This window comes from Fictibacillus enclensis, from assembly GCF_030123385.1.
GTDB lineage: Bacteria > Bacillota > Bacilli > Bacillales > Fictibacillaceae > Fictibacillus_C > Fictibacillus_C enclensis.
This window is the reverse complement of record NZ_CP126109.1, coordinates 554,515-577,127: the sequence shown is the minus strand read 5'-3', so window position 1 is coordinate 577,127 and position 22,613 is coordinate 554,515. Positions and strand designations below refer to the sequence as shown.

General features: G+C 45.9%; 24 protein-coding genes. 7 read left to right on the top strand and 17 right to left on the bottom strand.

Annotated elements, in window-relative coordinates:
- Positions 1–11: 11 nt before the first annotated feature.
- Positions 12–818: a PhzF family phenazine biosynthesis protein gene (locus tag QNH15_RS03065; RefSeq protein ID WP_283892506.1), complete on the bottom strand. Its 807-nt coding sequence runs from the start codon at positions 816–818 to the stop codon at positions 12–14.
- Positions 818–1,327 carry a GNAT family N-acetyltransferase gene (locus QNH15_RS03060; RefSeq protein ID WP_283892504.1) on the bottom strand — a complete coding sequence of 170 codons (510 nt, stop codon included), beginning with the start codon at positions 1,325–1,327 and terminating at the stop codon, positions 818–820. The genes QNH15_RS03065 and QNH15_RS03060 overlap by 1 nt, the downstream gene beginning before the upstream one ends.
- 141 nt (positions 1,328–1,468) lie before the next feature.
- On the opposite strand from QNH15_RS03060, the gene QNH15_RS03055 reads away from it, so the two are divergent.
- Entirely contained in the window at positions 1,469–1,984 is a 516-nt protein-coding gene (locus tag QNH15_RS03055) for a DinB family protein (RefSeq protein WP_283892502.1), read from the top strand.
- 30 nt (positions 1,985–2,014) lie between these two features.
- On the opposite strand, the gene QNH15_RS03050 is transcribed toward QNH15_RS03055, so the two are convergent.
- Positions 2,015–2,422: a carboxymuconolactone decarboxylase family protein gene (locus QNH15_RS03050; protein ID WP_283892500.1), complete on the bottom strand. Its 408-nt coding sequence runs from the start codon at positions 2,420–2,422 to the stop codon at positions 2,015–2,017.
- Positions 2,423–2,544: 122 nt separating this feature from the next.
- Between QNH15_RS03050 and QNH15_RS03045 the strand changes: the two genes are divergently transcribed.
- A complete protein-coding gene (locus QNH15_RS03045; RefSeq protein WP_283892498.1) occupies positions 2,545–2,979 on the top strand; it encodes an Lrp/AsnC family transcriptional regulator in 435 nt (144 codons plus the stop codon).
- 36 nt (positions 2,980–3,015) lie between these two features.
- On the opposite strand, the gene QNH15_RS03040 is transcribed toward QNH15_RS03045, so the two are convergent.
- The 5 genes from QNH15_RS03040 to xylA form a co-directional block, all read right to left on the bottom strand.
- The gene (locus QNH15_RS03040; protein WP_283892496.1) at positions 3,016–4,062 is read right to left on the bottom strand and encodes an aldose epimerase family protein; all 1,047 of its coding nucleotides are present in this window, start codon (positions 4,060–4,062) and stop codon (positions 3,016–3,018) included.
- 25 nt (positions 4,063–4,087) lie between these two features.
- Entirely contained in the window at positions 4,088–4,711 is a 624-nt protein-coding gene (locus QNH15_RS03035) for a polysaccharide deacetylase family protein (protein WP_283892494.1), read from the bottom strand.
- Between the two features lie 30 nt (positions 4,712–4,741).
- Positions 4,742–6,400 carry a glycoside hydrolase family 43 protein gene (locus tag QNH15_RS03030; RefSeq protein WP_283892492.1) on the bottom strand — a complete coding sequence of 553 codons (1,659 nt, stop codon included), beginning with the start codon at positions 6,398–6,400 and terminating at the stop codon, positions 4,742–4,744.
- A 159-nt stretch (positions 6,401–6,559) separates the two neighbouring features.
- Positions 6,560–8,059, bottom strand: a complete 1,500-nt coding sequence (gene xylB / locus QNH15_RS03025) for a xylulokinase (protein WP_283892490.1) — start codon at positions 8,057–8,059, stop codon at positions 6,560–6,562.
- An 89-nt stretch (positions 8,060–8,148) separates the two neighbouring features.
- The gene (gene xylA / locus QNH15_RS03020) at positions 8,149–9,480 is read right to left on the bottom strand and encodes a xylose isomerase (RefSeq protein ID WP_283892488.1); all 1,332 of its coding nucleotides are present in this window, start codon (positions 9,478–9,480) and stop codon (positions 8,149–8,151) included.
- Between the two features lie 368 nt (positions 9,481–9,848).
- On the opposite strand from xylA, the gene QNH15_RS03015 reads away from it, so the two are divergent.
- On the top strand, positions 9,849–10,280 hold the full coding sequence (locus QNH15_RS03015; protein ID WP_283892486.1) for a MarR family winged helix-turn-helix transcriptional regulator: 432 nt from the start codon (positions 9,849–9,851) through the stop codon (positions 10,278–10,280).
- A gap of 2 nt (positions 10,281–10,282) precedes the next feature.
- Positions 10,283–10,441, top strand: coding sequence for a hypothetical protein (locus QNH15_RS03010; RefSeq protein ID WP_283892484.1), 159 nt, complete (start codon positions 10,283–10,285; stop codon positions 10,439–10,441).
- Between the two features lie 48 nt (positions 10,442–10,489).
- On the opposite strand, the gene QNH15_RS03005 is transcribed toward QNH15_RS03010, so the two are convergent.
- Positions 10,490–10,687 carry a hypothetical protein gene (locus tag QNH15_RS03005; protein WP_283895783.1) on the bottom strand — a complete coding sequence of 66 codons (198 nt, stop codon included), beginning with the start codon at positions 10,685–10,687 and terminating at the stop codon, positions 10,490–10,492.
- 33 nt (positions 10,688–10,720) lie between these two features.
- Positions 10,721–11,710, bottom strand: coding sequence for a Gfo/Idh/MocA family protein (locus QNH15_RS03000; protein WP_283892483.1), 990 nt, complete (start codon positions 11,708–11,710; stop codon positions 10,721–10,723).
- A gap of 191 nt (positions 11,711–11,901) precedes the next feature.
- Here QNH15_RS03000 and QNH15_RS02995 point away from each other — a divergent pair, with 191 nt between their 5' ends.
- A complete protein-coding gene (locus tag QNH15_RS02995; protein WP_283892481.1) occupies positions 11,902–13,062 on the top strand; it encodes an ROK family transcriptional regulator in 1,161 nt (386 codons plus the stop codon).
- A gap of 247 nt (positions 13,063–13,309) precedes the next feature.
- Here QNH15_RS02995 and QNH15_RS02990 read toward each other — a convergent pair whose 3' ends face one another.
- The 3 genes from QNH15_RS02990 to garR form a co-directional block, all read right to left on the bottom strand.
- Positions 13,310–14,632, bottom strand: a complete 1,323-nt coding sequence (locus QNH15_RS02990) for a gluconate:H+ symporter (protein ID WP_283892479.1) — start codon at positions 14,630–14,632, stop codon at positions 13,310–13,312.
- A gap of 66 nt (positions 14,633–14,698) precedes the next feature.
- Entirely contained in the window at positions 14,699–16,135 is a 1,437-nt protein-coding gene (locus tag QNH15_RS02985) for a four-carbon acid sugar kinase family protein (protein ID WP_283892477.1), read from the bottom strand.
- Entirely contained in the window at positions 16,107–17,033 is a 927-nt protein-coding gene (gene garR / locus QNH15_RS02980) for a 2-hydroxy-3-oxopropionate reductase (protein WP_283892475.1), read from the bottom strand. The genes QNH15_RS02985 and garR overlap by 29 nt, the downstream gene beginning before the upstream one ends.
- A gap of 223 nt (positions 17,034–17,256) precedes the next feature.
- Between garR and QNH15_RS02975 the strand changes: the two genes are divergently transcribed.
- The gene (locus tag QNH15_RS02975) at positions 17,257–17,874 is read left to right on the top strand and encodes a GntR family transcriptional regulator (protein WP_283892473.1); all 618 of its coding nucleotides are present in this window, start codon (positions 17,257–17,259) and stop codon (positions 17,872–17,874) included.
- 91 nt (positions 17,875–17,965) lie between these two features.
- On the opposite strand, the gene QNH15_RS02970 is transcribed toward QNH15_RS02975, so the two are convergent.
- From QNH15_RS02970 to QNH15_RS02960, 3 genes are all read right to left on the bottom strand, one after another.
- Entirely contained in the window at positions 17,966–18,178 is a 213-nt protein-coding gene (locus tag QNH15_RS02970; RefSeq protein ID WP_283892471.1) for a hypothetical protein, read from the bottom strand.
- A gap of 331 nt (positions 18,179–18,509) precedes the next feature.
- The gene (locus QNH15_RS02965) at positions 18,510–19,937 is read right to left on the bottom strand and encodes an amidase (protein WP_283892465.1); all 1,428 of its coding nucleotides are present in this window, start codon (positions 19,935–19,937) and stop codon (positions 18,510–18,512) included.
- Positions 19,938–19,950: 13 nt separating this feature from the next.
- The gene (locus tag QNH15_RS02960; protein ID WP_283892463.1) at positions 19,951–21,285 is read right to left on the bottom strand and encodes an MFS transporter; all 1,335 of its coding nucleotides are present in this window, start codon (positions 21,283–21,285) and stop codon (positions 19,951–19,953) included.
- Between the two features lie 242 nt (positions 21,286–21,527).
- On the opposite strand from QNH15_RS02960, the gene QNH15_RS02955 reads away from it, so the two are divergent.
- Complete coding sequence (locus tag QNH15_RS02955; protein ID WP_283892461.1) at positions 21,528–21,707, top strand: anti-repressor SinI family protein; 180 nt, start codon at positions 21,528–21,530, stop codon at positions 21,705–21,707.
- A 132-nt stretch (positions 21,708–21,839) separates the two neighbouring features.
- Here the strand turns inward: QNH15_RS02955 and QNH15_RS02950 are convergent, their stop codons facing one another.
- Complete coding sequence (locus QNH15_RS02950) at positions 21,840–22,589, bottom strand: SDR family oxidoreductase (RefSeq protein ID WP_283892460.1); 750 nt, start codon at positions 22,587–22,589, stop codon at positions 21,840–21,842.
- Positions 22,590–22,613: the final 24 nt, after the last annotated feature.

Here is a 22,613-nt window from a genome sequence, read left to right as displayed (position 1 = left end):
AATTTCTCCTCCTAAACCGAAATAGATTGATGATCGAAAAAAGCTTCCCCTTCAAAAACCAGTACTGCCTGTCCTGAAATCAGTACTCTTTCTTCTTCAACCTTTATCTTTAGTTCTCCTCCCCGCTCTGAAGCCTGATAGGCTGCAAATTCCGTCTTATTCAATTTGCTTTTCCAATATGGCCCTAAACTGCAATGAGAGGACCCATTAACCTGGTCTTCCTTAATGCCCTGTGAGGGCGAAAAGAAACGGGAAACATAATCATAATGATTCGAATCAGATCGGCTTGTCACCACAACAGCACGTACCGGCAATTGAGAAAGCAGCTCAATATTTGGATCTGCGGCTCTGACTTCCGCCTCTGATTCCAGTTCAAGAATATAATCCAGCATGCTTTTAACCGCATATAAAGGCTTAACCCCCAGACCATCATTCAATAGTTTTGGAGCTTCTTCCGGTTCAAAGGGAATAATCGGAAAGGCAATCTCGATCCAGTCTCCGCTTAACCGAGCAGTCAGGATACCACTTTTGGTATGAAACCGGATCTCCGCATGGTGATTTACAACGCCTTTTTGCCACAATACAAAGGCACTTGCCAGCGTGCCATGGCCACAGAGGTTTATTTCCTTTACGGGTGTAAACCAGCGAAGATCATAACCATCGTTTGTTACATGAATAAAGGCGGTAACAGGCTGGCTTGTCTGTTTAGCCACCTTTTGCATCCACAAATCATCCTGTTCTTTTTCCAATAGACACACCGCTGCAGGATTACCGCCAAATGGGTCACTCGTAAACGAATTCAAAAAAAATAGGTTCATTAGAAGTCCTCCAATTTTAACAAGTGTTTAACATCTGTCCCTGTTCTGACCATCACGATAAACTCCACTTCTTCCCTATGAAACGCCAAGGTCTCACGAAAACCGAACTTCTGGTATAAATGAATGGCCCGTTCGTTAAAGGAGGCCACGGTCAAACGATATGAAAATTTGCTGAATTGGCCCTCAAGGTATCCCAGTATGAATGAAAAAAACAAAGACCCGTTGCCCCGGCCGGTTAATTCCGGATTCATTCCCAGCCCAATATCCAGTGCATCTTTTTCATAAGCCCCCGCCAGTTCCCCGGCCGGTACCTGTGCAGACGTTCCGGTACAAAAAAAGCCAACCAGCTTATCTCCTTCATCCAGCACAACAGAATAGTGATTTTCGATCAGTTCATTCATGGACTCTCTGCTTGTTGCCATGTTGTATAAGTCATAGGGAGCTTCATATCTCCAATTTAAAATTTGCAGTGCATATTCTTGATTGACGGGTGATACTGTTAATTGCATAATTGAACCCCTTTTATATACTTTTATCTATCTTCCTTTCTTCGCTTTAGGAAGATAGATTTCCTTTTACAGCAGGAAACCCAGGGTGGTTTAAGGAATATAGCTATGGGGTTGCATCAATTGTTAAAAAGGAGGATAACGATGACTGAACGGCCAAGACCTGATGAATATGCCGAGGACTTTGAGTCTTATATCCAGCTGGTGCCTGAAGGGGACGTTTTAGAAACGCTAAAACAACAAATTAAAGAAACGGCTTCTCTGTTAAACTCGTTATCTGAAGAAGATGGTGAATACCGCTATGCGCCGAATAAGTGGAGCCTTAAAGAAGTCATCGGGCATATGGCAGATACCGAATGGATCATGAATTACAGGATGCTCAGCATCGCCAGAGGGGAAACGGCAACGCTGCCGGGATACGATGATGAGGAGTATGTAAAAGCCGCAGCGTTTAACGCTCACTCATTAACCGACTTGACCCAGCATTACACAAGCATCCGCCAGGCTACTCTCTCACTATTGAACACGCTGAGTGACGAAGCGTTAAAACGAAGAGGAGCGGCAAACAATGAGGAAGTGACAGCAAGGGCCCTCGCTTTTATCATTGCCGGCCATGAGCTTCATCACCGTAACATCATTAAAGAACGTTATTTAAAATGACCAGGGGGAACTTTTCCCTTGGCCATTTTTTTATGCTTTCAATCCCATCATCGCCCCGAAATATTGTGAGGCTGTGGTAAAGGCGATAAACGCACACAGTTCACTGATTTCCTCGTCAGAAAAGGTTTCTTTCAACACCTTGAAAATAGAATCAGGAATATCTCCCTTCACTTTTAAAAAGACGTCCGCAAACCCAACGGAGATAGAGGTTTTTTCATCAAAAAGATGAGGTTCAGGCTTTCCTTTCGCCTTGCAGTATTCACAGCCGTTCCCCTGGGCCAGCGTTCTCCGCACCTGCTCTTTAAGACGGGATGAAAGTCTTCCTTCCTCCGCCAGCATACTGCCAAGGTCATTCCATTTGTTCATGACCTCCTGATTATGTCCGAGCAGATGCTGAAACGGTGTGGCTCCACGTTCTGATTCTTTTATTCTTGCCATTAAGCATTCCTCCTTGTACCCTTTAATGGTACTAAGGAAAACCAACCCCTACCATTTACTATTAAACATAATCTTTCAATTTTCTTTTTAAATTTAATGAGTTAAGGAGAATAACATTAAATATGAAAATCGATGATATCGACAGAAAAATAATTGATGAACTGCGGGAGAACAGCCGGCTGTCCATGAGCGAACTTGGGAGAAAAATCAATCTTTCATCTCCCTCTGTCACCGAACGTGTGCGAAGAATGGAATCGTTTGGCGTGATCCGAAAATATACATTGGAAGTGGATTATGAAAAGTTGGGCCAGCCGATCCAGTGTATTGTGGAGGCGACGGTAAAGAATGGAGATTACCAAGCTTTCAAGCGTTACATCAAGCGCCTGACCAACGTAGAGTTTTGCTACCGGATTGCGGGCAACGCCTGCTTTATGCTGAAGCTGCAGTTTGCTACCTTCTCTGAAGCGGAAACATTCATTGAAGAAGCAAGTCCCTATGCGCACACGGTGACCCATTTTATTTTTTCACAGGTGAATACAGCGCCGAAACTGCTTTAAAAAAGCAGGAACCGCAACCCGGCTCCTGCTTCATGGTTATTCCACTCCAAATGTGTACGTCGTATGGGCTTGATATTCCTCACCAGCATCCAGAACCACCGATGGAAACTGTAAATGGTGGATGGCATCCGGCACACCTTGTGTTTCCAGGCAGATGCCGAGATGCTTCCTAGATGGCACATCACGGAACTCTCCATCGGAATCCAGCATGTTCCCTGAATAAACGACCACGCATTTTTGATCGGTCTCAACCGTTAAGGTTCTTCCGCTTGTTTCCTCTTTCAGCACGATCTCATTGTTTTGATTCGTGGTCAGCAAGAACGGATGGTCATATCCTCCGCCAGCCAGCTTGTTCTGCTCATAATCTGCGGTTGTTCCTGTTTTCACCTTTTGCCCTTTTCGTAAATCAAACGGTGTACCCTGAACATTCAGCACCCTGCCGGTGGGAATCAGTTCTTGATCCAGCTCCAAGAATTGGTCGCTCTTTAACTGGAGCGTGTGATCCTGAATATCATGCTTCAGGTTCCCGCTTAAGTTAAAGTACGAATGATTGGTAAGATTCAACAGTGTCTTTTTGTCGCTTTGGGCGGAATATGAAATGCTTAATGTGTTTTCATCATTTATAAGATAGGTAACATTAACCTCCACCCTGCCGGGGTATCCTTCTTCTCCATCAGGGCTGACATAGGAAAATTTCACCCCGCATTGCTCTTCCTCTTCAATCACTTCTGCATTCCATACCACCGCGTTAAACCCTTTGTTTCCTCCATGAAGGTGGTTGTTTCCATCATTTTTGGCAAGGGTATATTCCTGTCCGTCCAGTTCAAAGGAACCGCTCTGAATCCTTCCGGCGACCCGTCCGGCGATGGCTCCAAGGTAATTGGTGTCCTTCAAATAATCCTCCAGTGTATCGTGGCCAAGCACGACATTCTCCAGGTTCCCCTCTTTGTCGGGTGCCATGATGCAGGTAATGATTGCGCCGTAATTAATCGCGGAAACTTCCATTCCTTTGCTGTTGATCATCGTATAGGCCAAAATGTCCTGATCTTGTGTGGTGCCAAAGTTCTCTTGAATGACTTTCATCGTCCATCACCTTTCTGTCTGCCTGCTAAAGCCTATTGTCATCCCAAAAGTTCATGGTAAAGTGCTGTTCCGGATCATAGGCACGAAATTGTACACCATCCTTGTTGATCCGATCAATGAGTCTCGACAAAACGGATGCTGTTCCTTTCGTCACGTGAAGAAGAATGACAATCGGTCCCTCGGCAACCGCATCAATGCCTTTGATGGCGTTTTCAATAATCCGTTCCGGAGCGGTTTCGTGATGTTTCCAGTCTACTGTATCCACATTCCAGTCCCACATCTTCATCATGTACTGAACCAGCCCATGGCGCAAGTCTTCTTTCATATAAGGATGGCTGCCAAAGGGGGCTCTCGTCAAGTGAGACGTCACACCTGTTAATTCATACAACGTTTTTTGGGTATGTCTCATTTCTTCTGCAACATTCAGCGGATTCCCTTCATAAAGCATCCTTTTATCATGAGTAACACTATGGAGTGCCGGGTAATGTCCTTCTTCTATTAAACGAAGAACAGCCTGCGGATATTCTCTCATATTAGGTTCTACCAAAAAGAACGTGCTCTTTACTTTTTTGGTTTTTAGGATATCCAGAATGTTGTCCATTTCGTCATTCGGCCCATCGTCAAACGTTAAATAAATGTCCTGTACCACCTGGGTCCCTCATTTCTATTCTCCATGCGATTATTGGTTCACATACCGTGGCTTTTCCGTTGTTCTAAAGCAGCTCTGAGTTTGATCATCCCGCTCCACGTATGAAAAGTAATCAAAATCCGCATAAAAGTCCCGTCCGCTTAAATCCTGACTGCAAAGGCCAATAAACGCGCCTGTGAAACCTTGATCCAGCAAGGTGCCGCCTTTTTTCAATTCGGCATGGTCATCTGAGATTTTCCCGGCATCCAGAACAGGACCCACAGCTGTCCAATTTTCCCCGTCGGGAGAATAATAGAATTGGAGATCATGATACTCAATTTCCGCCTTTAAGTACACCTTTTCCCATCCTTCAATAGAAATGGGTGCATCCAAAGATTCATCATAATCACCCTGGTCATTGCTCATGATATACAGGCACTTTCCTGCTTCCTCATCCTTGCTGATGCAGAGATAATAATAGTTTCGGTTGTTGTAATAATAGATCAGTCCGGCCACGTGCTGAAAGGTCTGTGGACAGCACTCCACCTCTGTTTCTGCCACGAACGAAAACGCCTGCTGTCTTCTGGCGATCAAACTTTGCCTGTGGTTGGAATTCATGGATTCCCTTCCCCTTAGCCTGAGATAACCGGGTCGTTCCTTTACCGATACCCATTCCTCGCTCATCGGTTCGCGCAGGGAATTAAAATGGATGCTAAGCCCTTCTCCATCAAAATCGTCAGTTTCAGGCACGGGTTTAATTGTAAACTCAGGGAGGGATGGTGCTTCCACTCTTTCATGGGGACGGTTACCTCCGTCTTCAAGTCTCAGCCAGTGATCATCAGTCCATACCGCTTTCTGGATCGAGGTTTCGCGCCCAAGGTTGCAATTTTCCGAGCCCGGCAACGGACGTCCGGTCAGGTGCACCATATACACCTCATTGTCCTGAGTTTCAACAATGCTCGCATGTCCGGCCTTTTGCAGCGCCAACTCTGGTTTCCCTTTTGAAGTCAGCACCGGTCCTTTGGGATCCACTTCATACGGACCAAAAAGACTCTGTGACCTGGCTACGGTTACTGCATGGTTATACCGTGTTCCTCCCTCGGCAGTGACAAGATAATAATAGCCGTTCTTTTTATAAAGATGAGGCGCCTCAGTAAGCCCCAGGCTTGTTCCCTTAAAAATATTACGAATGGACCCGACAAGCTTTTCTTCCTGCGGAGAGTATTCCTGAAGCAAAATGCCGCCAAACGAATTTTTATTTTTGCGGTGATCCCAAACCATATTCACCAGCCATTTCTTTCCGTTATCATCATGGAACAGAGAAGGATCAAAGCCGCTGCTGTTCAAATAGATGGGTTCAGACCAAGGCCCCCGGATATGTGTCGCCGTTACCAGGTAGTTGTGCGTATCCTTGAACGGGCCAATATGGCTTTTTACATCCGTATAAATGAGATAGAAGGTACCCTCGTGATAACTGAGACAAGGCGCCCAAACACCACCAGAACTGGGGTTGCCAAGCATATCAAGCTGGCTTTTGCGCGTTAATGGACGCGGCAGCAGCTCCCAGTTTCTCAAATCCTTTGAATGATGAATCTGTACTCCCGGAAACCATTCGAAGGTGGATGTTGCGATATAATAATCGTCTTCTACCCGTATTATGGATGGATCAGGATTAAAGCCACGTAAAATTGGATTGATGATTTCTGACATACTAGTTCCTCCGTTCTTAATAGATTTTTCTGTTTTGTTCATCCTTGATTTCCAATTGTAATCATTTCCGATATTTGAAACCGCCGTGATTCCAGAATGGGTCGGCTGATACAGCGATCCATCTACCACCCGTTTTACCTGGCAATCTCGCAAGTTAGACTAGTTTCTTAATTCCATCAGCTGTTGGTTCATTTCTTTCGTTTGCGCATACACTTGCTGGTAGATTCCGAATATTTTTTTATAGCGTTCCACATTTTCGCTGTTTGGAAGATAGGTTTTGGCTGACTCGATAAAGGATTCTGCACATTCCTTTAAAGAGGAGAACCAGCCTGAGCCATACGCTGCGAGCATGGCCGCACCCATCCCCGGTCCTTGTTCACTGGAAAGCTTGACGATCGTGGCATTGAAAATATCCGCCTGCATCTGCAGCCAATTCTCATTCTTCGCTCCGCCGCCGATGGAAATGATCGTATCAATCGCTTTCCCATGGTCCCTGAAAATCTCAATCGATTCATTCAGCGAGAAGGTGATTCCTTCAAGCACCGCCCGGATAAAATGCTTTCGTTCATGAGAGGCATCCACGCCAATAAAGCTTGAACGGATGCTGGAATCGGCATGCGGGGTCCGCTCACCGACCAAATAAGGCGTGAACAGCAAGCCGTTGGACCCCGCCGGCACCGTTTCGATGTCCTGCAAAAACGATTCAAACGGTTCATCCGCAGCAAAGCGTTCTTTAAACCAGCTCAGACTGTAGCCCGCTGCCAATGTTACTCCCATTGTGTAGAAGGCATTTTCCTCACCATGATTAAAATAGTGAACCTTGCCTTCAAAGTCCTGATCATTTCTTTCTTCATACGACAGCACCACACCGGATGTGCCGATGCTGCACAGCGTTTTGCCTTCAGACAGAATTCCGGCGCCTATTGCACCGCATGCATTGTCAGCACCGCCGGCATAAACGCCTGTCGAAGGAGCAAGACCTGTCTCCTGTGCGAATTCTTCGGTAATTTTTCCAACGCAATCATGCGATTCGACAAGCGGAGGACAAAGACTCGCATCAATGCCAAACGTTCCGCATATTTCCTCGCACCACTGTTTCCCGCTGACATCAAGTAGCAGAGTGCCGGCCGCATCGGAATACTCACTGTTCAAACTGCCGGTCATCCGGTATCTCAAATAGTCCTTTGGCAAAAGAAAAACAGCTGCTTTTTCAAAAATCTCCGGCTCATTCTCCTTCACCCACAGAATTTTAGGCAGGGTAAAGCCCTCCAGCGCCGGGTTTTTCGTTACCTTCAACAGTTGCTGTTCGCCAATCGTTTCAACGATTTCCCGGCATTGCGGGGTGGTACGGGTGTCGTTCCAAAGAATTGCGTTACGAAGCACCTGATTGGTTTCATCGAGTAAAACCAGCCCGTGCATCTGACCCGAGAAACTGATTCCTTCAATATCTTCCGGGTTTCCATCAACTTGGGCAATCAGCTCCTTCAGGCCTTCGGTCGTTTGCTTTACCCACTGTTCCGGATCCTGTTCACTGTATCCAAATTTCTCCTGAATGAGAGGATACGATTTGGAGACCTCCTGACATACCTCCCCCTTCTGGTTCACGAGCAAAATTTTTACCGCGCTTGTACCTAAATCTACACCGATGACATACTTCATGTTTGATCATTCCTTTTCTATTGATAAAAAAGTGCTGGGCAACTTGGATGTCCAGCACTTTTTGGTGGTTGATGAATGTTATTCTTTTCTTACACAGTCACGCTGGACAGTGTTTCAATGATGTAACGGTTTACTGTTGCTTTCAGGCGCTCCTGGCGTCCGGATTGGTTCTTGATGTCGCCCAATTGATAAGCATAAGCCTCAAGAGCATGGAAATCTGTTTTTCCTTCGACAATGTCAAGGCCGATTCCTCTTGTATAGCTGCTGTAGCGGTCTTCAATGAAGGCATCCAGCACACGGTCTTCAATCAGTTTGTTCGCTACCTTCAAACCGATAGCAAAGCAATCCATTCCCGCAATGTGAGCATGGAACAGATCTTCCGCCTCAAAGGATCCTCTCCGAACCTTCGCATCAAAGTTCAAGCCTCCGCTGCCAAGGCCGTCATTTTTAAGAATTTCATACATGGCCAGTGTAGCAGAATACAGGTCGGTCGGGAATTCGTCAGTATCCCAGCCAAGAAGCGTATCGCCCTGGTTCGCATCGACAGATCCAAGCATGCCGTTGATTCGAGCCACTCGCAGTTCATGTTCAAACGTATGGCCGGCAAGCGTCGCATGGTTGGCTTCCACGTTGAATTTGAATGTATCCTGAAGATCGTACTTTTGCAGGAACGCAAGACCCGTTGCCACGTCAAAGTCATATTGATGCTTCGTTGGCTCCTTCGGCTTCGGCTCAATAAGGAACTGTCCGTTAAAGCCGATTTCTTTTGCATAATCCTTGGCCATATGGAAGAAACGCGCGAGGTTATCCTGCTCCAGCTTCATGTCTGTGTTCAAGAGGGTTTCATATCCTTCACGTCCACCCCAGAACACATAGTTTTCAGCGCGAAGCTGCTTGGCCACTTCCAGCGCTTTTTTCACTTTCGCCGCGGAATAGGCGAACACATCAGCATTACTGGTTGTGGCTGCTCCGTGCACATAACGAGGATGGGTAAACATGTTGGCAGTGTTCCAAAGCAATTTTACTTTGCTGGCTTTCATATACTCCTGAATCATGTTTACGATAACGTCCTGATTTTCATTGGTTTCTTTTAAATTGCTTCCTTCTGGCGCAATATCCACATCGTGGAAGCAGAAAAACGGAACATCGAGCTTTTCAAACAGTTCAAAAGCAGCATCCACACGTGCTTTGGCAAGGTCCATCCCTTTAAAATGATCCCATGGACGGATGGCAGTCCCTACACCGAAAGGGTCTGTTCCATCTGCTGTAAAGGTATGCCAGTAAGCGACTGAAAAACGGAGCCATTCTTCCGCTGTTTTTCCATTGATTACTTCAGACGGATTGTAATAACGAAACGCAAGAGGATTGCTGGAATCCGCTCCTTCAAATTGAACCTGTTTCATGCCTTCAAAATATTCCATAGTATGTACTTCCCCCTTGATTGCTGTCAGAACCTATAATGTAGCCGCTTACATTATCGGCTGTATCGGCCCGCAGCTGATTTGTTACACCGATTATAGCACTTCTTAACTTAGTTTGTCTATCAAACAAACTAAATACATTGAACTATTTTTGTAATCGACTCGATCAAAGGCTGAGGCTGAATTCCTTAGCCTTAGGACGTTAAATGCATGATGCCCCTTTCCACTTCATCGTACCATATTATCCCAAAACCTGTCTTTGTTCTTTAATTTAGTAATAATAATTTTACTATAATGCAATAAAATAATTGAAATTAATACACTTTAGTATTAATATATTTACTATATAGATTAAAAGGAGAATCCTAATGAAGGAAGAACTCGCACAAGAATACATCGCACTAATCCCCAACCTGTTTGGCAGCTTTAGTGAATTAAATAAAAATGCCACAGAGTTAAGCCATATGCAGAACCATGTCATTGAGTATCTATTCATGATCAAACGGGCGTTAAACCTTAAAGAAATCAGCGCCGGCCTGGCTATCGCCAAGCAGCAGCTGACCAATGTCGTCAGTGATCTTGAACAGCAAGGCTATCTGGAAAAGAAGCCTGACCCCAAGGACAAACGGGCCGTTTTGATTGCACTAACTCCTAAAGGTAAAGAGATTCAAGAAAAGAAATGGACGGAAATCTACAACCGTTTCAGCCAAAATCTGATGAAATTGAACGAGGAAGAGCAACGAGATTTGCAATATGCGCTTCATAAAGTGAATGTTTTATTAACCAAAATGGAGGGATAAACATGAGTCAAAGAGAACGGGTTTCCATCATCACCGCCGGTGTAGTAACTGGTGTGGTCATGGGTCTGCTTTTTAAAGACATGTACAAATGCCTGATCACCGGCGTCATCGCAGCATCAGTCATTACCATCATGCTAAGCCAGCGCGCAAAGAAAGCGTAAGATTAACCATTAAAAAAGCTGCCTGGATCCTAACAGACAGCTTCATTTTTATACTGTTGCGGTTTCCACTTCATTCGGAGCCGTTTTTCTTGTTTCGTCCAGCCACAAAATACTGGTAACACCGCGAGGGTAATATTTGCTTCCCGAAATTTCACCTGAGCCTCCTTTGCCATGAAATCCAAGGGTAAAGCTTGAAAAGGCTCCCATTGGTGAATGGTGTGCATTAAAAAAGATATTTTTACCCATTTTTACTTCCCCGCTTTCTTTTTTACTATGTAGTTAAAGATTTACGAGCTGGCGTTTTTTGATGGATTCATAGCAGGCATCAATGGCCTGCATATTTTTATAGGTTTCTTCCAGCGGATAAGACGGCTCTTTCCCTTCAAGAATACAAGACGAAAAATATTCAATCTGGCTGCGATACTGGTCACCGGTCACTTTTTCTTCCCGCTGCCCTTCTTTTGTCTGTATCAAAATCAGTCCCTCTCCGCCAAATACATCTGGACGGAAAGCACGGTTCACCGTAATCGTTCCTTTTGTACCGACCGCCTCGTACTCTTCCCGGTTGGCCATATCAAAACTGCAATCAAACACCACAGGGATGCCGTTTTCGAGTTTCATATGAACAACGGAAGAAAGATCCACTCCAGTGTCAGGATCCAGGTCAGAGAATGCCTGAATCTCGACGGGCTCGGATTGCAGGATCGACCGGGCGGCATGGATGGAATAACAGCCAACATCATAAATGCTTCCTCCGCCCTTTTCCTTGCTCAAACGGATATTTTCTTCACGGTCACGGATATAAAAAGAGAAGCTTGAGCGCATGAGCTTCACCTCGCCGATCTCCCCGGAGGCGATAATTTCTTTCACGCGTTCGTGCTGCGGATGAAACTGATACATAAAGGCTTCCATAAAATAAACACCCTGTTCGCGGCACACCTCCGCCATTTCCTTCGTATCTTCTGCATGAAGAAATGCCGGCTTTTCGCACAAAACGTGCTTGCCTTTGCGGGCTGCTTTTACCGCCCATTCCAGATGCAGGTGATTCGGCAGTGGAATGTAAACGGATTCAATTTCAGGGTCATCCAGCAGCTTTTCATAGCTGTAATAGTACCTGGGGATCGACAATACCCCAGCTTTTGCCCTTCCTCTGTCCCCCCTGCTTGCCAGGCCAACGAGTTCCGCATTTTTTGAACGCTGTATGGCCGGTATGCCTTGAGTTAAACCAATTGTTGCGGTACTTAATACACCCCAGCGGACTTTTTTCATGTTTTGTCCTCCATTTTAAATGTGTGGTAGTCTGGTTTTACAGCATGGTTATCTGTTCTGTATGGTTTATAATTGTAAGTAAATGGATTCACTGTTCTTTCTATTTCTTATCTTAGCATGAATAACTAAGTTTGTATATTGACCAAACTAAGTTTATACTGATATAAACGCTCAAATGTTAGGAGAATTCTATGCAGACCATTACCTGGAACCAGCAAGTTGTGAAAAGAAACAATAAATCGCTCGTACTGCAGACGATCATTGAAAAAGAACCCGTTTCACGCGCCGACATCGCCCAGATTACCGGACTGAACAAAGCGACCGTCTCCTCTCTTGTGAACGATATTCTGGAAGAGAATATGATCTTTGAATCCGGCCCTGGAGAATCCAGCGGAGGCCGCCGGCCAGTACTCCTTCACTTCAACAAGACCGCCGGATATGCAATCGGCATTGATATTGGAGTTAATTACGTCCTTAGTATTTTAACGGATTTAAGAGGTAACATCATTATTGAAAAAAATCAGCCCATAAAGAATGTGGCGTTTGAAGCCGTCACAGACGTGGTCAGTGAAATGATCCGCTCTCTAATTCTTGATATGCCAGAAAGCTCCTACGGTGTCGTCGGGATCGGAATCGGGGTTCCAGGTATTGTGGACAAGCAAGGAACCGTACTCTTTGCCCCTAACCTGAACTGGAGCAACATTTCGTTAAAACAGCATATTGAAGAAAAGTTCAAGCTGCCGGTCCTTATTGAAAATGAAGCGAATGCAGGCGCATATGGCGAAAAGCAGCTGGGAGCCGGCCAAAGCTTTCAGGACATCATTTATGTCAGCGCCGGAATCGGAATTGGTGCCGGCATCATTCTGAACGGAGAATTATACCAGGGCAAGAACGGATACTCCGGAGAACTCGGACATGTGATCATTCAGGCCAACGGTAAAAAATGCAGCTGCGGAAGTCAGGGATGCTGGGAGGTTTATGCTTCTGAAAACGCACTTCTTGAAATGGCACCCCAGCCAGATGCCACGCTCGAATCACTGGTTGCGTTGGCAGAACAGAACGACCCGGAAGCCATTGCGTTATTTGAAAAAATCGGAGCATCCATCGGAATCGGCGTGAACAATATTATTAACGCCTTTAATCCCGAGCAGGTCATCATCGGAAACCGACTCGTGGTCGCCAAACAATGGCTTGAAGGACCGATTTTGGAAACCATTCAAACCCATACTCTTCCGTTTCATCAAAAAGAAGTGCAGCTCCAGTTCTCTCAGCTTTCAGTTTATTCAGCAGCACTTGGCGTCTCCGCTTTTGTAGTTGAAAACTTTATCCGCGATGGCGTCACTGCCCTCTAACAGCAAAACACCGGTTCAGGATCATTCCTGGAACCGGTGTTTTTAAAGTTTTTTCGCTTAATGTATTTTGGGTAATCAATCTTCCTTGAAGAGTTGATTGGAGTGCAAGGTGCGAGACTCCTACGGGATATGCGTGACAGGTGAGACCCGCAGGCGCCTGCGCCGAGGGGCTCAGCGCACGCCCCGTGGAAAGCGAGCAACCTGGAACGGAAATTAACTTCCTTCATACCCCTGTGAAAAACTATCCTTAACTGATCAACGCATTAATAATCAATACACCAGCCAAACCAACAAGCGATGCAATGGTCACCATCACGGACCAGGTTTTGATCGTTTTTCCGATGGACAGGTTAAAGAATTCTTTGTAAATCCAGAACCCGGCATCGTTTACGTGGGAGAAGGTCATGCTTCCTGCCCCTGTAGCCAGAACCATAAGCTCCGGACTGACTTGGGTTGCAGCGACTAATGGTGCCGCAATTCCTGCAGCAGTCATCCCGGCAACCGTTGCCGATCCCAGAACGACCCTGAGGATGGCGGCAATCAGCCAGGCCAGCAGCAATGGTGACATTGAAGAACCTTCCATGAGGTTCGCCACATATTTGTCCACATGGCTGTCGATCAGCACTTGCTTGAAGGCACCCCCGCCGCCAATGATCAACAAGATCATGGCAATGCTTGCAACCGATTCGGAGACCGAGTTCATCAGCTCAGGCATTTTCTTTCCGCGGTTCAAGCCAAATGTGAAAATGGCGACGATGACCGCAATCAGAAGTGCAACCCCCGGATTTCCGAGGAACTGGGCCATCGGAACCAGTGAAGAATGCGGCATGGCAATTTCCACGACCGCCTGGAAGGCGATCAGAATAACAGGGATAAGTGCTGTAAAGACACTGATGCCAAAGCCGGGCATCTCATGTTCTTCAAAATGCTTTGGTGTAAACAAGCCTTTTGGAATTTCAACTTCCAGATCTTCTTTCTTAAAGAGCCTGGTGTACATCGGCCCGCTCAAAATAACGGCCGGAACTGCGATGATAATCCCGTATAGAAGGGTCAGGCCAAGATTGGCATGAAAGATTCCTGCCACTGCCGTTGGCCCAGGATGCGGCGGAACAAATCCGTGCATCGTAATGAGCGCCGCAATGACCGGCATCCCGATATAGAGAATAGGCACACTGGCTTCCGCAGCGATAACAAACACGAGCGGAATGAGAACAACCACGCCTGTTTCAAAAAATAAAGCGATTCCAACAATAATGGCAGTAAGAACAGCAGCAAACTGAACCCGATTTCTGCCGAATATTCGAATCAATGTCGTGGCGATTCGCTGGGCACCGCCCGAGTCTGCCATCAATTTGCCGAGCATGCCTCCAAACCCGATGACGAGAGCCAGGCTTCCAAGCGTTCCGCCCAGGCCGTTCGTTACTGACGTCATTGCTTCCCCCGGGGTCATGCCTTCCATAATCCCGACAAGCACTCCAACAATAATCAATGAGATGAAAGCGTTTAACTTAAAGACCACCATGAGCAGCAACAATAAGGCAATCCCTATGCAAATATATACAATTGGCATGATTTCTACCTCTTTTCTTCTGTAATCGGGGATGCACCACTCTTTGGCCTTGCATCCCCTCAATTCTTAAGGATGAATGAGCATTTCTGTTACTTCTTTTAAGTCGCTTTTCGTGCCGACATTACCGGGAAATATCACATAGGACATTCCAGGATACTTGCTTTCATCTCCTGTCCGCCAAACCGGGATTCCCGGACGGACTTGTCCGGCCACCGTTGCCCGTTTAACGTTCAAGCCTTTTGTCCCCACATCACTTGAAGTGATTCCTCCTTTGGCAATAAGGAAATTTGGCTTGACCTGCAGCCTTGTCACAATGCTTGTGACCGCATCGGAAATGGCGACGGATAGTTTCAGTTCCTCTTCTTTTTTGTTCTCACCGAGATCCAGCCGCTCCCTGCTCGTATAGACCGCCACCGTTTTACCAGAACGTACGAGTGATTCTGTTGTTTCAATGACACGGTCCGTTTCCTGCTTAAAGCGTTCCGGCTCCAAAACGAGATGGCTGTTGAATTCAATAAACTCGATTTCCTTTATTTTTTTCAGCCGTTCCAGTTGTTCGGTTGTTTTCTTTACATGAGAGCCGATGATGATCAGTCCGCCATGTCCGGTTTCTTCCTGGATCATTTCGTTTCTTGTAAGCAATGCCTTATCCTGTACTCCGCCAATGACTTTTGGCAGCGCTGCAGCACTTCGGAACAAAAAGTTCTTTCCTGCATTGATCGCTTGAATGAGTGCGGCTGTAAAGATTTTTACATCCCCCTCATCCGCTGCATTCACGACGACTTTGTTGAAATCCTTAACCTCCATCAACTTGCGGGCAATCCCTTCAACGTCCCTGGAACGCAAAGCTTCAATCGAAAGATAGAGCGTGTCGGCTGCTTTATATTCTCCGCGAGATTTTTCCTCGATCCATTCACCCAGGTCCGACTTGGTATAGCCAAAAGTACGATCCTTCGCGAACTCGGTCTCACCAGCAGGTACTAGCTCCCCGCCATCCTGAACGTAGTGAATATTATTAATGGTGAAACGGCCTCCTTCTTTAAAGAACGGCAGAATCACTTCTCCATCAATCTTCTTTTCGGAAGCGGATTCGATGGTTTCCTTCAGCACCGTCGTTTCCAGCGGATAATGCCCTCTGAGCGTAGAATCACCACGGCTGATGATTAGAAAATCCCTGTTCCGTTTCTTGGAAATCACAAGAATATTTTCCGCGATTTTGATATGCTCTCTCGCTGTTTCTTCTTCGGTAAATCCTCTGGAGTTCGTCAGGATAAAAAACATGGACTGCTCTTCCAAAAATCCTTTTTCGATGCTCTCAAGAGACCAGTCGGTAAATACCGAAATGTCATGCACCGTTTGAACGCCTGTCGGATCATCATCCAGTACGATAATTTTTTTATTGAATGTCCCAAGAGCTTCCTGTATAAGGGCGTCCGCCTTATTTTTATTGAGCGTTGGAAGAGTTTCGAGAAGATTAGCGGAGACTCTCTGATTTTTCGTCATGGTTAATCCCCCTCTTCACTTCGACCTGAGCCAGTTTTTCGTAATACCGGACAATGCTTCCATGGTCGTCGTTGATTTTTCCGTCCACTTTTAGTGAGTGGAAGATTTCAAGAAGCTGACTGGACAGCGGGAGTGGAACCCCGATATCGTGAGCCGTATCCATCACATTGCCAATATCCTTCATGTTAATGGCAATGCTCCCTCCGGCGACGAAGTTTCGGTCAAGAATCATTGGTACTTTCGCGTCGAGTACCGCACTTCCCGCCAGTCCTCCACGGATCGCCTTGTACATTTTCTCAACATCAATTCCTGCTTTAGCGGCCAGTACCAGCGCTTCCGACATAGCTGCAATGTTAAGGTTTACAATAATTTGGTTGGCTAATTTCGCGGTAACCCCGCAGCCATTTTGGCCGACCAACGTGACGTCTTTTCCCATTCCGTATAAAACAGATAGAACGCGTTCAAAAACTTCCTCTTTCCCGCCAACCATGATGGCAAGTGTACCGTCGATTGCTTTTGGCTCTCCCCCACTGACGGGTGCATCAAGCATCTCAACGCCCTGCTTTGCTGTCTGATCTGCCAGCGCGCGGGATACGTCCGGTGTAATGGAACTCATATCGATAATGACGGAGCCTTCTTTTGCTCCCTCCAAAATTCCGTTCTCTGCCAAAACGACTTGCTCTACGTGCTTGGATGCCGGAAGCATCGTAATGATGACATCACTTCTTTCCGCTACTTCCTTTGGAGAGGAAGCTGCGATCGCTCCTTTATTTACGACAGCGTTTACACTTTCCTGATTTAAATCAAAAACGGTTAATGAATATCCCGCTTTCATCAAATTTAATGACATGGGTTTACCCATAATTCCAAGACCAATAAAACCAACCTTCTGTTCCATCGCTTTTCCTCCTTGATGTGGGGTCAGATATTTTTAAATGAAAGTGGTATGCAATCGCTTTCAGTATGATTTACAGTTGAATTGTACACCTTTTTTAAATTTTTGTATACATTTTTAATATTTTTGTATACAAAAATAGCAAACTAAGGGAACGGTTATATTTTTTTCTCAACCGTTTTGGTAAGATATAGATAGATTGTTGAAAGAAACTGAGGTGAAAATTGTGCTGGAAAATGATCGTTCACGCTCTGCCACCCATCAATCCTACGCCGTTCTCAGGGACAGGATTTTAACTGGTGAACTTCCAGGGGGCACAAAGATCGTGGAAGAAAAAATAGCCTCCGATCTGGGTTTCAGCCGGACGCCCATCAGGGAATCCATTCGGAAGCTGGAATACGAAGGGCTGATTGTCAATAAACGGGTGGTCAAACCATCGGAAAAGGATTTGCGGAATAACTTTCAGATGAGGATACTGCTCGAAGGGTATGCTGCTCAATGTGCCGCAGCCTTTTTGCCCGAAAAGGATCTACAAGCGCTGTATGAATGCGTGGAGATCGGAAGAAAAGGAACAAATGAAGAAATTATGGAAGCCAATGAAAGGTTTCATGAAATCATTGTACGTGCCAGCAATAATTCTGTCATGATTGATACGATCGATCGTATGCAGTCGCTTATTTACCTGTTTCGCAAAACCGTTGTTTTCTATCAGCGGCCACATCTTATTGATGAACACGAACAAATTTACGAAGCCATTCAAGCACGTGACGGGGAAAAAGCGGCAGATCTGATGAAAAGCCATCTTCAGGCCGATCTGGATTTCTGTCTGCATATTATCAGATGAATTTCCAACCGGAATTTATAGACCATGCATCTTCCCTGTTACGGAAGGTGTTTTTTTAAAAAAATAAATCTCGACATAAAAAAACACCCGATTACTCGGGTGCATACTTCATGATTCCATGTAAATAAACGGAGTAATCTCGTTGAACACACTCTCTTAATTTGATTTTCCCTTCTTTTTGTAATTCACCAGCCCATTCCTCTATCTTACTTCCGTCTTCTTGTACAGTCTTTGGAATCTCTATTGAAAACATGTTGCCTCGACTGGCTTTGCGTAAGATTCTTAAAAATTCTGCTTTATTCATTTAGTAATATCCCTCCTTTAAACGTTTGAGCAGGTGTTAAAAAAAGCATTAATCAGACAAACTGACTAATGCTTGGGAAAGTAAAAGAATATCTTTTCTAATATTGTTTCGAACTTGGTTATCGCTGCAGCTATTATATTCGAGTAGTAAACGGCCAAGTTCTTTGTTGAATAGCAAGCGTTCAAATTCACTTAGCACAGTGAACTCTCCTTTACATAGGAAAAAAACACTATGTCTACTAACAATACCACTTACCCCATGTATTTACAATTAAGTTATTTATAATAAAACAAAAGAAAAAATACCGCTCAGTTTCTACTAAAAGTCTGATCTAAAAATGAACCACCGGTTCGATCTTCCATTTCAACGTCGCTATGGATGCTTCCGCTTCAAAAGCAGCACCCACCTGGTAGAGCTGTGCTTCATCAAACGCCTTTCCGATCATCTGTAGACTGATGGGAAGTCCGCTGTCAGAAAATCCACAAGGGACAGACAAGCTGGGCAGACCTGTGACACAGGCAGGTTCCGTTAATCGCAAAAGCGCCGAACGGACTTGCTCCGTCTTTCCGTCAATGCTGATCTCTGTTTGTCCAATATCCGGCGGCAGAATGGCAACGGTCGGCGCAGCAATCACATCGATCCGTTCAAACACGGTGTTGAAAACCTCTCTTGCTTCCTGGCGGATTTCCTGGGCTTTTACATATTCAAAACCAAGAGCTTCTGCACTTTGTTTCAACCGTTCCAGGACCTGCGCCTGGTAATCCTGTGGACGGGAGAGAACAAGTTCTTCATGAAGAGCATAGGCTTCACTTTGAAGGGTTTTGAGCTGAGCATAGGAAACCTTTGATAATACAGGAATCTCCACATCCTGTATGACCGCACCCAAGTCTTCCAGCACGTGAATCGCTTTCTTTACCTTGTCCTTCACTTCTTCATCCACCCGGTCAAAATAGAAGCTGGTTGGAATACCAATGACTTTTCCCGAGATGGACTCACCGATACAGCGCGTAAAATCTTCGTTCCCAAGGTTTTGGGAGAACCGATCCTCATGGTCAAAACCGGCCAGCATGCCAAGCAGCAAGGCATTATCTCGGATGCTGCGGGTCATCGGCCCTACATGGTCGAGCGTCCTTCCAAGCGGATGAACCCCCGCCTTGCTTACCCGTCCAAAGGTGGGTTTCATCCCCACAATTCCTGTAGCTGAAGCAGGAATCCGGATGGATCCCCCCGTATCCGTTCCCAGTGCTCCGAAACACAGTCCAGAGGCCACTGCCGCTCCCGAGCCGCTGCTCGAGCCTCCGGTCATTTTTGAAGGATTGTACGGATTTCGTGCCGGACCAAAGTACGAAGCATCTCCTGTCGGCCCGTAGGCGAATTCCTGGGTGTTGCATTTGCCAATCATGATCGCTCCGGCCTTTTTCAGCTTCTGTACAACTGTTGCGTCCCGGTCCGGGATATAGTTTTGATAGATTTTAGAACCCATTGTTGTCCGGATGCCTTTTGTGTAGATCAGATCCTTCAGACCAATTGGAATACCATGAAGCGGTCCCCGGTAGTGTCCCGCCATGATTTCCTCCTCTGCCTGCCGGGCTTCTTTTACCGCCTGCTCTTGGAGGACTGTGATAAAGGCGTTGACTACAGGGTTGATCTCTTCAATTCTCGCCAATAACTCACGGACAACTTCTACCGGGGAAATCTCTTTCGATTTGATTTCTTCAGAAAGTGACGAAAGACTTAAATGTAAGATATTCTTATTCATCAATTCCCTCTCCTTAAACAGACGGCCGGTTGGCTGTTGATGATGAATTAATCTTGCGTTTGGAGCTTCCCGGTTTCACAAAGATCATCGCCACCATCCCCACGGCTGAAGCGATGGCAGCCGCGACAAACATGGCGCCATAACCGCTCATGGCCACCAATGCCCCGGTTAACGTCGGTGCCACAATGGTAGCAATATTGGTGAAGAAGTGAGTGACTCCGCCAAACGTACCTGCCTTGGATGGCTCCGTATCAATGATGACAGTCCAGTACACGGAGTTTGGCAAAAAGTTAAACGCATTTCCGATCGTCATCAGCGTAAGAACCGCGGTCACACTGTTTACCGTTGGAATAAGGATAAAGCAGATTGCCGTTAACAGAAGAGACACAACCGCAAGACCCGAGCGTGCAATGCGCAGACTTCCTGTTTTTTTTCGGAGAGCGTCGGAAATCCTTCCGCCAAGCAGCACGGTCACACACGCACCTGCCCATGGAATCATTCCCAAATACCAGAGTGAGGCAAGCTTAAAATCAAAGGTATCCTGCAAGTATTTCGGTGTCCAGGTTAAGATCAGGAAATTGACATACTGAAACGCGAAATACCCGATCGCATTCATAATCAACGTCGGATTACGGAAAAAGTGATGCCACGGCACCTGCTCTTCCTCTTTTTCGTCTACCAGTTTCTCTGAACTTAACAGCTCCTTTTGATTCCGGATTTCAGCCAGCTCCTCCATGGATACCTTCGTGTTGTCCTCCGGCTGATCGGTAAACACCTTCATCCAGACAAAGATCCAGATCAGTCCAATTACACCAAGAATAATAAACATCGTTTTCCAGCTGGTAAACGACAATAGCGCAACGGCGATAGGTGCTGTAAGAAGCGCACCGAGAGGCGTTCCGAGCAACCCAAGTGAAGCAGCAAAGCCTCTTTCTTTCGGTGCCGCCCAGTTGGCCATCGTCCGGTTAATGGTTGAGAACGTCGGTCCTTCTGCAAAGCCAAAAAGAATGCGGAAAACAGCAAAACCGGCAATAGCCGATCCGCCAAACAAGGCAAGGCCGATTTCCCCGGCAAAAGCTGTGCCCATTTCAAAAAGTGACCAGGCAATCCCGACCACAATCCAAACAAACTTCGGCCCCTTTTTGTCCGCCAACATACCTCCGAACAAGGCACCAAACATGTAACCGTAGCCAAAATACCCAAGAATTTGCCCCCACGTCTTCGGGTTCAATCCGAATTCCCCGATGATCGCTTCTTGAGCATAGGAGATGGCCCCCCGGTCAATATAGTTTACAACGGTCATAAATACAATCATGCCGATGATAAAATACCGGTACTTTCCTTTCACTCTGATTCTCTCCCTTCGTTATGTAAAACACTTAATCTATTCCCTTTCTGTAACAATTCAACCTGTAACAATACACATTGTGAAATATACGATTTAATTTTTTATGACGGTTTTAAAACGGACAGTATCAAACGAAACTTATAAAACCTAATACTTTTAAATTAAATACTTTTGTTGCAAATTGCCACTCTTCTTTAGGTTTACAAATGAATTACTATTTAGTTAGATAAGGAGTGTGTATAATGTATAAAACATTTAAGATTTTAAAAGTACCACATCAAGAAGTGAATCACGTTCATTCTTCAGCAAAAGACGAACTAACAGATCCCGAATGGTTGAAACTTGTAGAAGAAGCCATGAATTCCAACATAACAAAAGAGCAATTTACACAGTATTTAAGTGAGAAAAAGTCACAGCAATAGTCTAAGCACCCGTTCCTTTTATGGTACTTTAAGCATCCTACTAACAGTCACAGCACATACACACCTCTATTGACTAAAAAAAGGCAGCAGCTCTGTTCCGAACAGACTTGCTGCCTTTTTACTTTGGCTCTCTTACCTGCCGAGCCAGCCTCCATCCACCGCCAGCAAATGACCATGAATATAATTGGACGCATCCGATGCAAGAAACACAACGGTGCCCTTAAAATCTTCAGCTGATCCCCACCGGCCAGCCGGAATCCGTTCCAGAATCTGGCGGTTTCTCGTTTCATCCGCAATCAACGCAGAGTTCATATCCGTAGCGATGTATCCCGGAACAATGGCATTCACGTTGACATTGTCCTTCGCCCATTCATTGGACAGGGCTTTTGTCAATTGAGCTACGCCACCTTTTGCTGCGGCATACGCCGGGACTGTCAATCCGCCCTGAAACGATAAGAGGGAAGCCATATTGATAATTTTTCCTGACTGCTGCGGGACCATGAACTTTCCTGCTTCCTGGCATAACAGCCAGACACACTTTAAATTGACATTGATGACATCATCCCAGTCGGTTTCTGAAAAAGATACCGAGGGAGACCTGCGCTGGATACCGGCATTGTTCACCAGAATGTTGATCTTTCCAAGCTCACTTACCACGGTTGGGATGGCATCCCGAACATGGGTCTGCTCTTCTAAGTTGCAATGCACAATCATCGCACGCTGCCCAAGAGCTTCGATCTCTTTTTTTACCGTCTCATCGGCGGTGTTGCGCTGTAGAAGGGCAACGTCAGCACCAGCTTCTGCCAGGGCAAGTGCCATCTCGCGGCCAATTCCTCTGGTTGCACCAGTAATCGCCGCAACCTTACCTTCCAGTGAAAACATGAACAACTCTCCTTCTGTTTATGT

Coding starts and splice junctions, on each gene's coding strand:
- QNH15_RS02995 (WP_283892481.1), top strand. CDS start 11,902: ATGCAGACCATTACCTGGAACCAGCAAGTTGTGAAAAGAAACAATAAA.
- xylB (WP_283892490.1), bottom strand. CDS start 8,059: ATGAAGTATGTCATCGGTGTAGATTTAGGTACAAGCGCGGTAAAAATT.
- garR (WP_283892475.1), bottom strand. CDS start 17,033: ATGGAACAGAAGGTTGGTTTTATTGGTCTTGGAATTATGGGTAAACCC.
- QNH15_RS02965 (WP_283892465.1), bottom strand. CDS start 19,937: ATGAATAAGAATATCTTACATTTAAGTCTTTCGTCACTTTCTGAAGAA.
- QNH15_RS03015 (WP_283892486.1), top strand. CDS start 9,849: ATGAAGGAAGAACTCGCACAAGAATACATCGCACTAATCCCCAACCTG.
- QNH15_RS03060 (WP_283892504.1), bottom strand. CDS start 1,327: ATGCAATTAACAGTATCACCCGTCAATCAAGAATATGCACTGCAAATT.
- QNH15_RS03005 (WP_283895783.1), bottom strand. CDS start 10,687: ATGGGTAAAAATATCTTTTTTAATGCACACCATTCACCAATGGGAGCC.
- QNH15_RS03065 (WP_283892506.1), bottom strand. CDS start 818: ATGAACCTATTTTTTTTGAATTCGTTTACGAGTGACCCATTTGGCGGT.
- QNH15_RS03040 (WP_283892496.1), bottom strand. CDS start 4,062: ATGAAAGTCATTCAAGAGAACTTTGGCACCACACAAGATCAGGACATT.
- QNH15_RS03030 (WP_283892492.1), bottom strand. CDS start 6,400: ATGTCAGAAATCATCAATCCAATTTTACGTGGCTTTAATCCTGATCCA.
- xylA (WP_283892488.1), bottom strand. CDS start 9,480: ATGGAATATTTTGAAGGCATGAAACAGGTTCAATTTGAAGGAGCGGAT.
- QNH15_RS02990 (WP_283892479.1), bottom strand. CDS start 14,632: ATGCCAATTGTATATATTTGCATAGGGATTGCCTTATTGTTGCTGCTC.
- QNH15_RS03050 (WP_283892500.1), bottom strand. CDS start 2,422: ATGGCAAGAATAAAAGAATCAGAACGTGGAGCCACACCGTTTCAGCAT.
- QNH15_RS02955 (WP_283892461.1), top strand. CDS start 21,528: ATGTATAAAACATTTAAGATTTTAAAAGTACCACATCAAGAAGTGAAT.
- QNH15_RS02950 (WP_283892460.1), bottom strand. CDS start 22,589: ATGTTTTCACTGGAAGGTAAGGTTGCGGCGATTACTGGTGCAACCAGA.
- QNH15_RS03000 (WP_283892483.1), bottom strand. CDS start 11,710: ATGAAAAAAGTCCGCTGGGGTGTATTAAGTACCGCAACAATTGGTTTA.
- QNH15_RS03045 (WP_283892498.1), top strand. CDS start 2,545: ATGAAAATCGATGATATCGACAGAAAAATAATTGATGAACTGCGGGAG.
- QNH15_RS03055 (WP_283892502.1), top strand. CDS start 1,469: ATGACTGAACGGCCAAGACCTGATGAATATGCCGAGGACTTTGAGTCT.
- QNH15_RS03010 (WP_283892484.1), top strand. CDS start 10,283: ATGAGTCAAAGAGAACGGGTTTCCATCATCACCGCCGGTGTAGTAACT.
- QNH15_RS02970 (WP_283892471.1), bottom strand. CDS start 18,178: ATGAATAAAGCAGAATTTTTAAGAATCTTACGCAAAGCCAGTCGAGGC.
- QNH15_RS02985 (WP_283892477.1), bottom strand. CDS start 16,135: ATGACGAAAAATCAGAGAGTCTCCGCTAATCTTCTCGAAACTCTTCCA.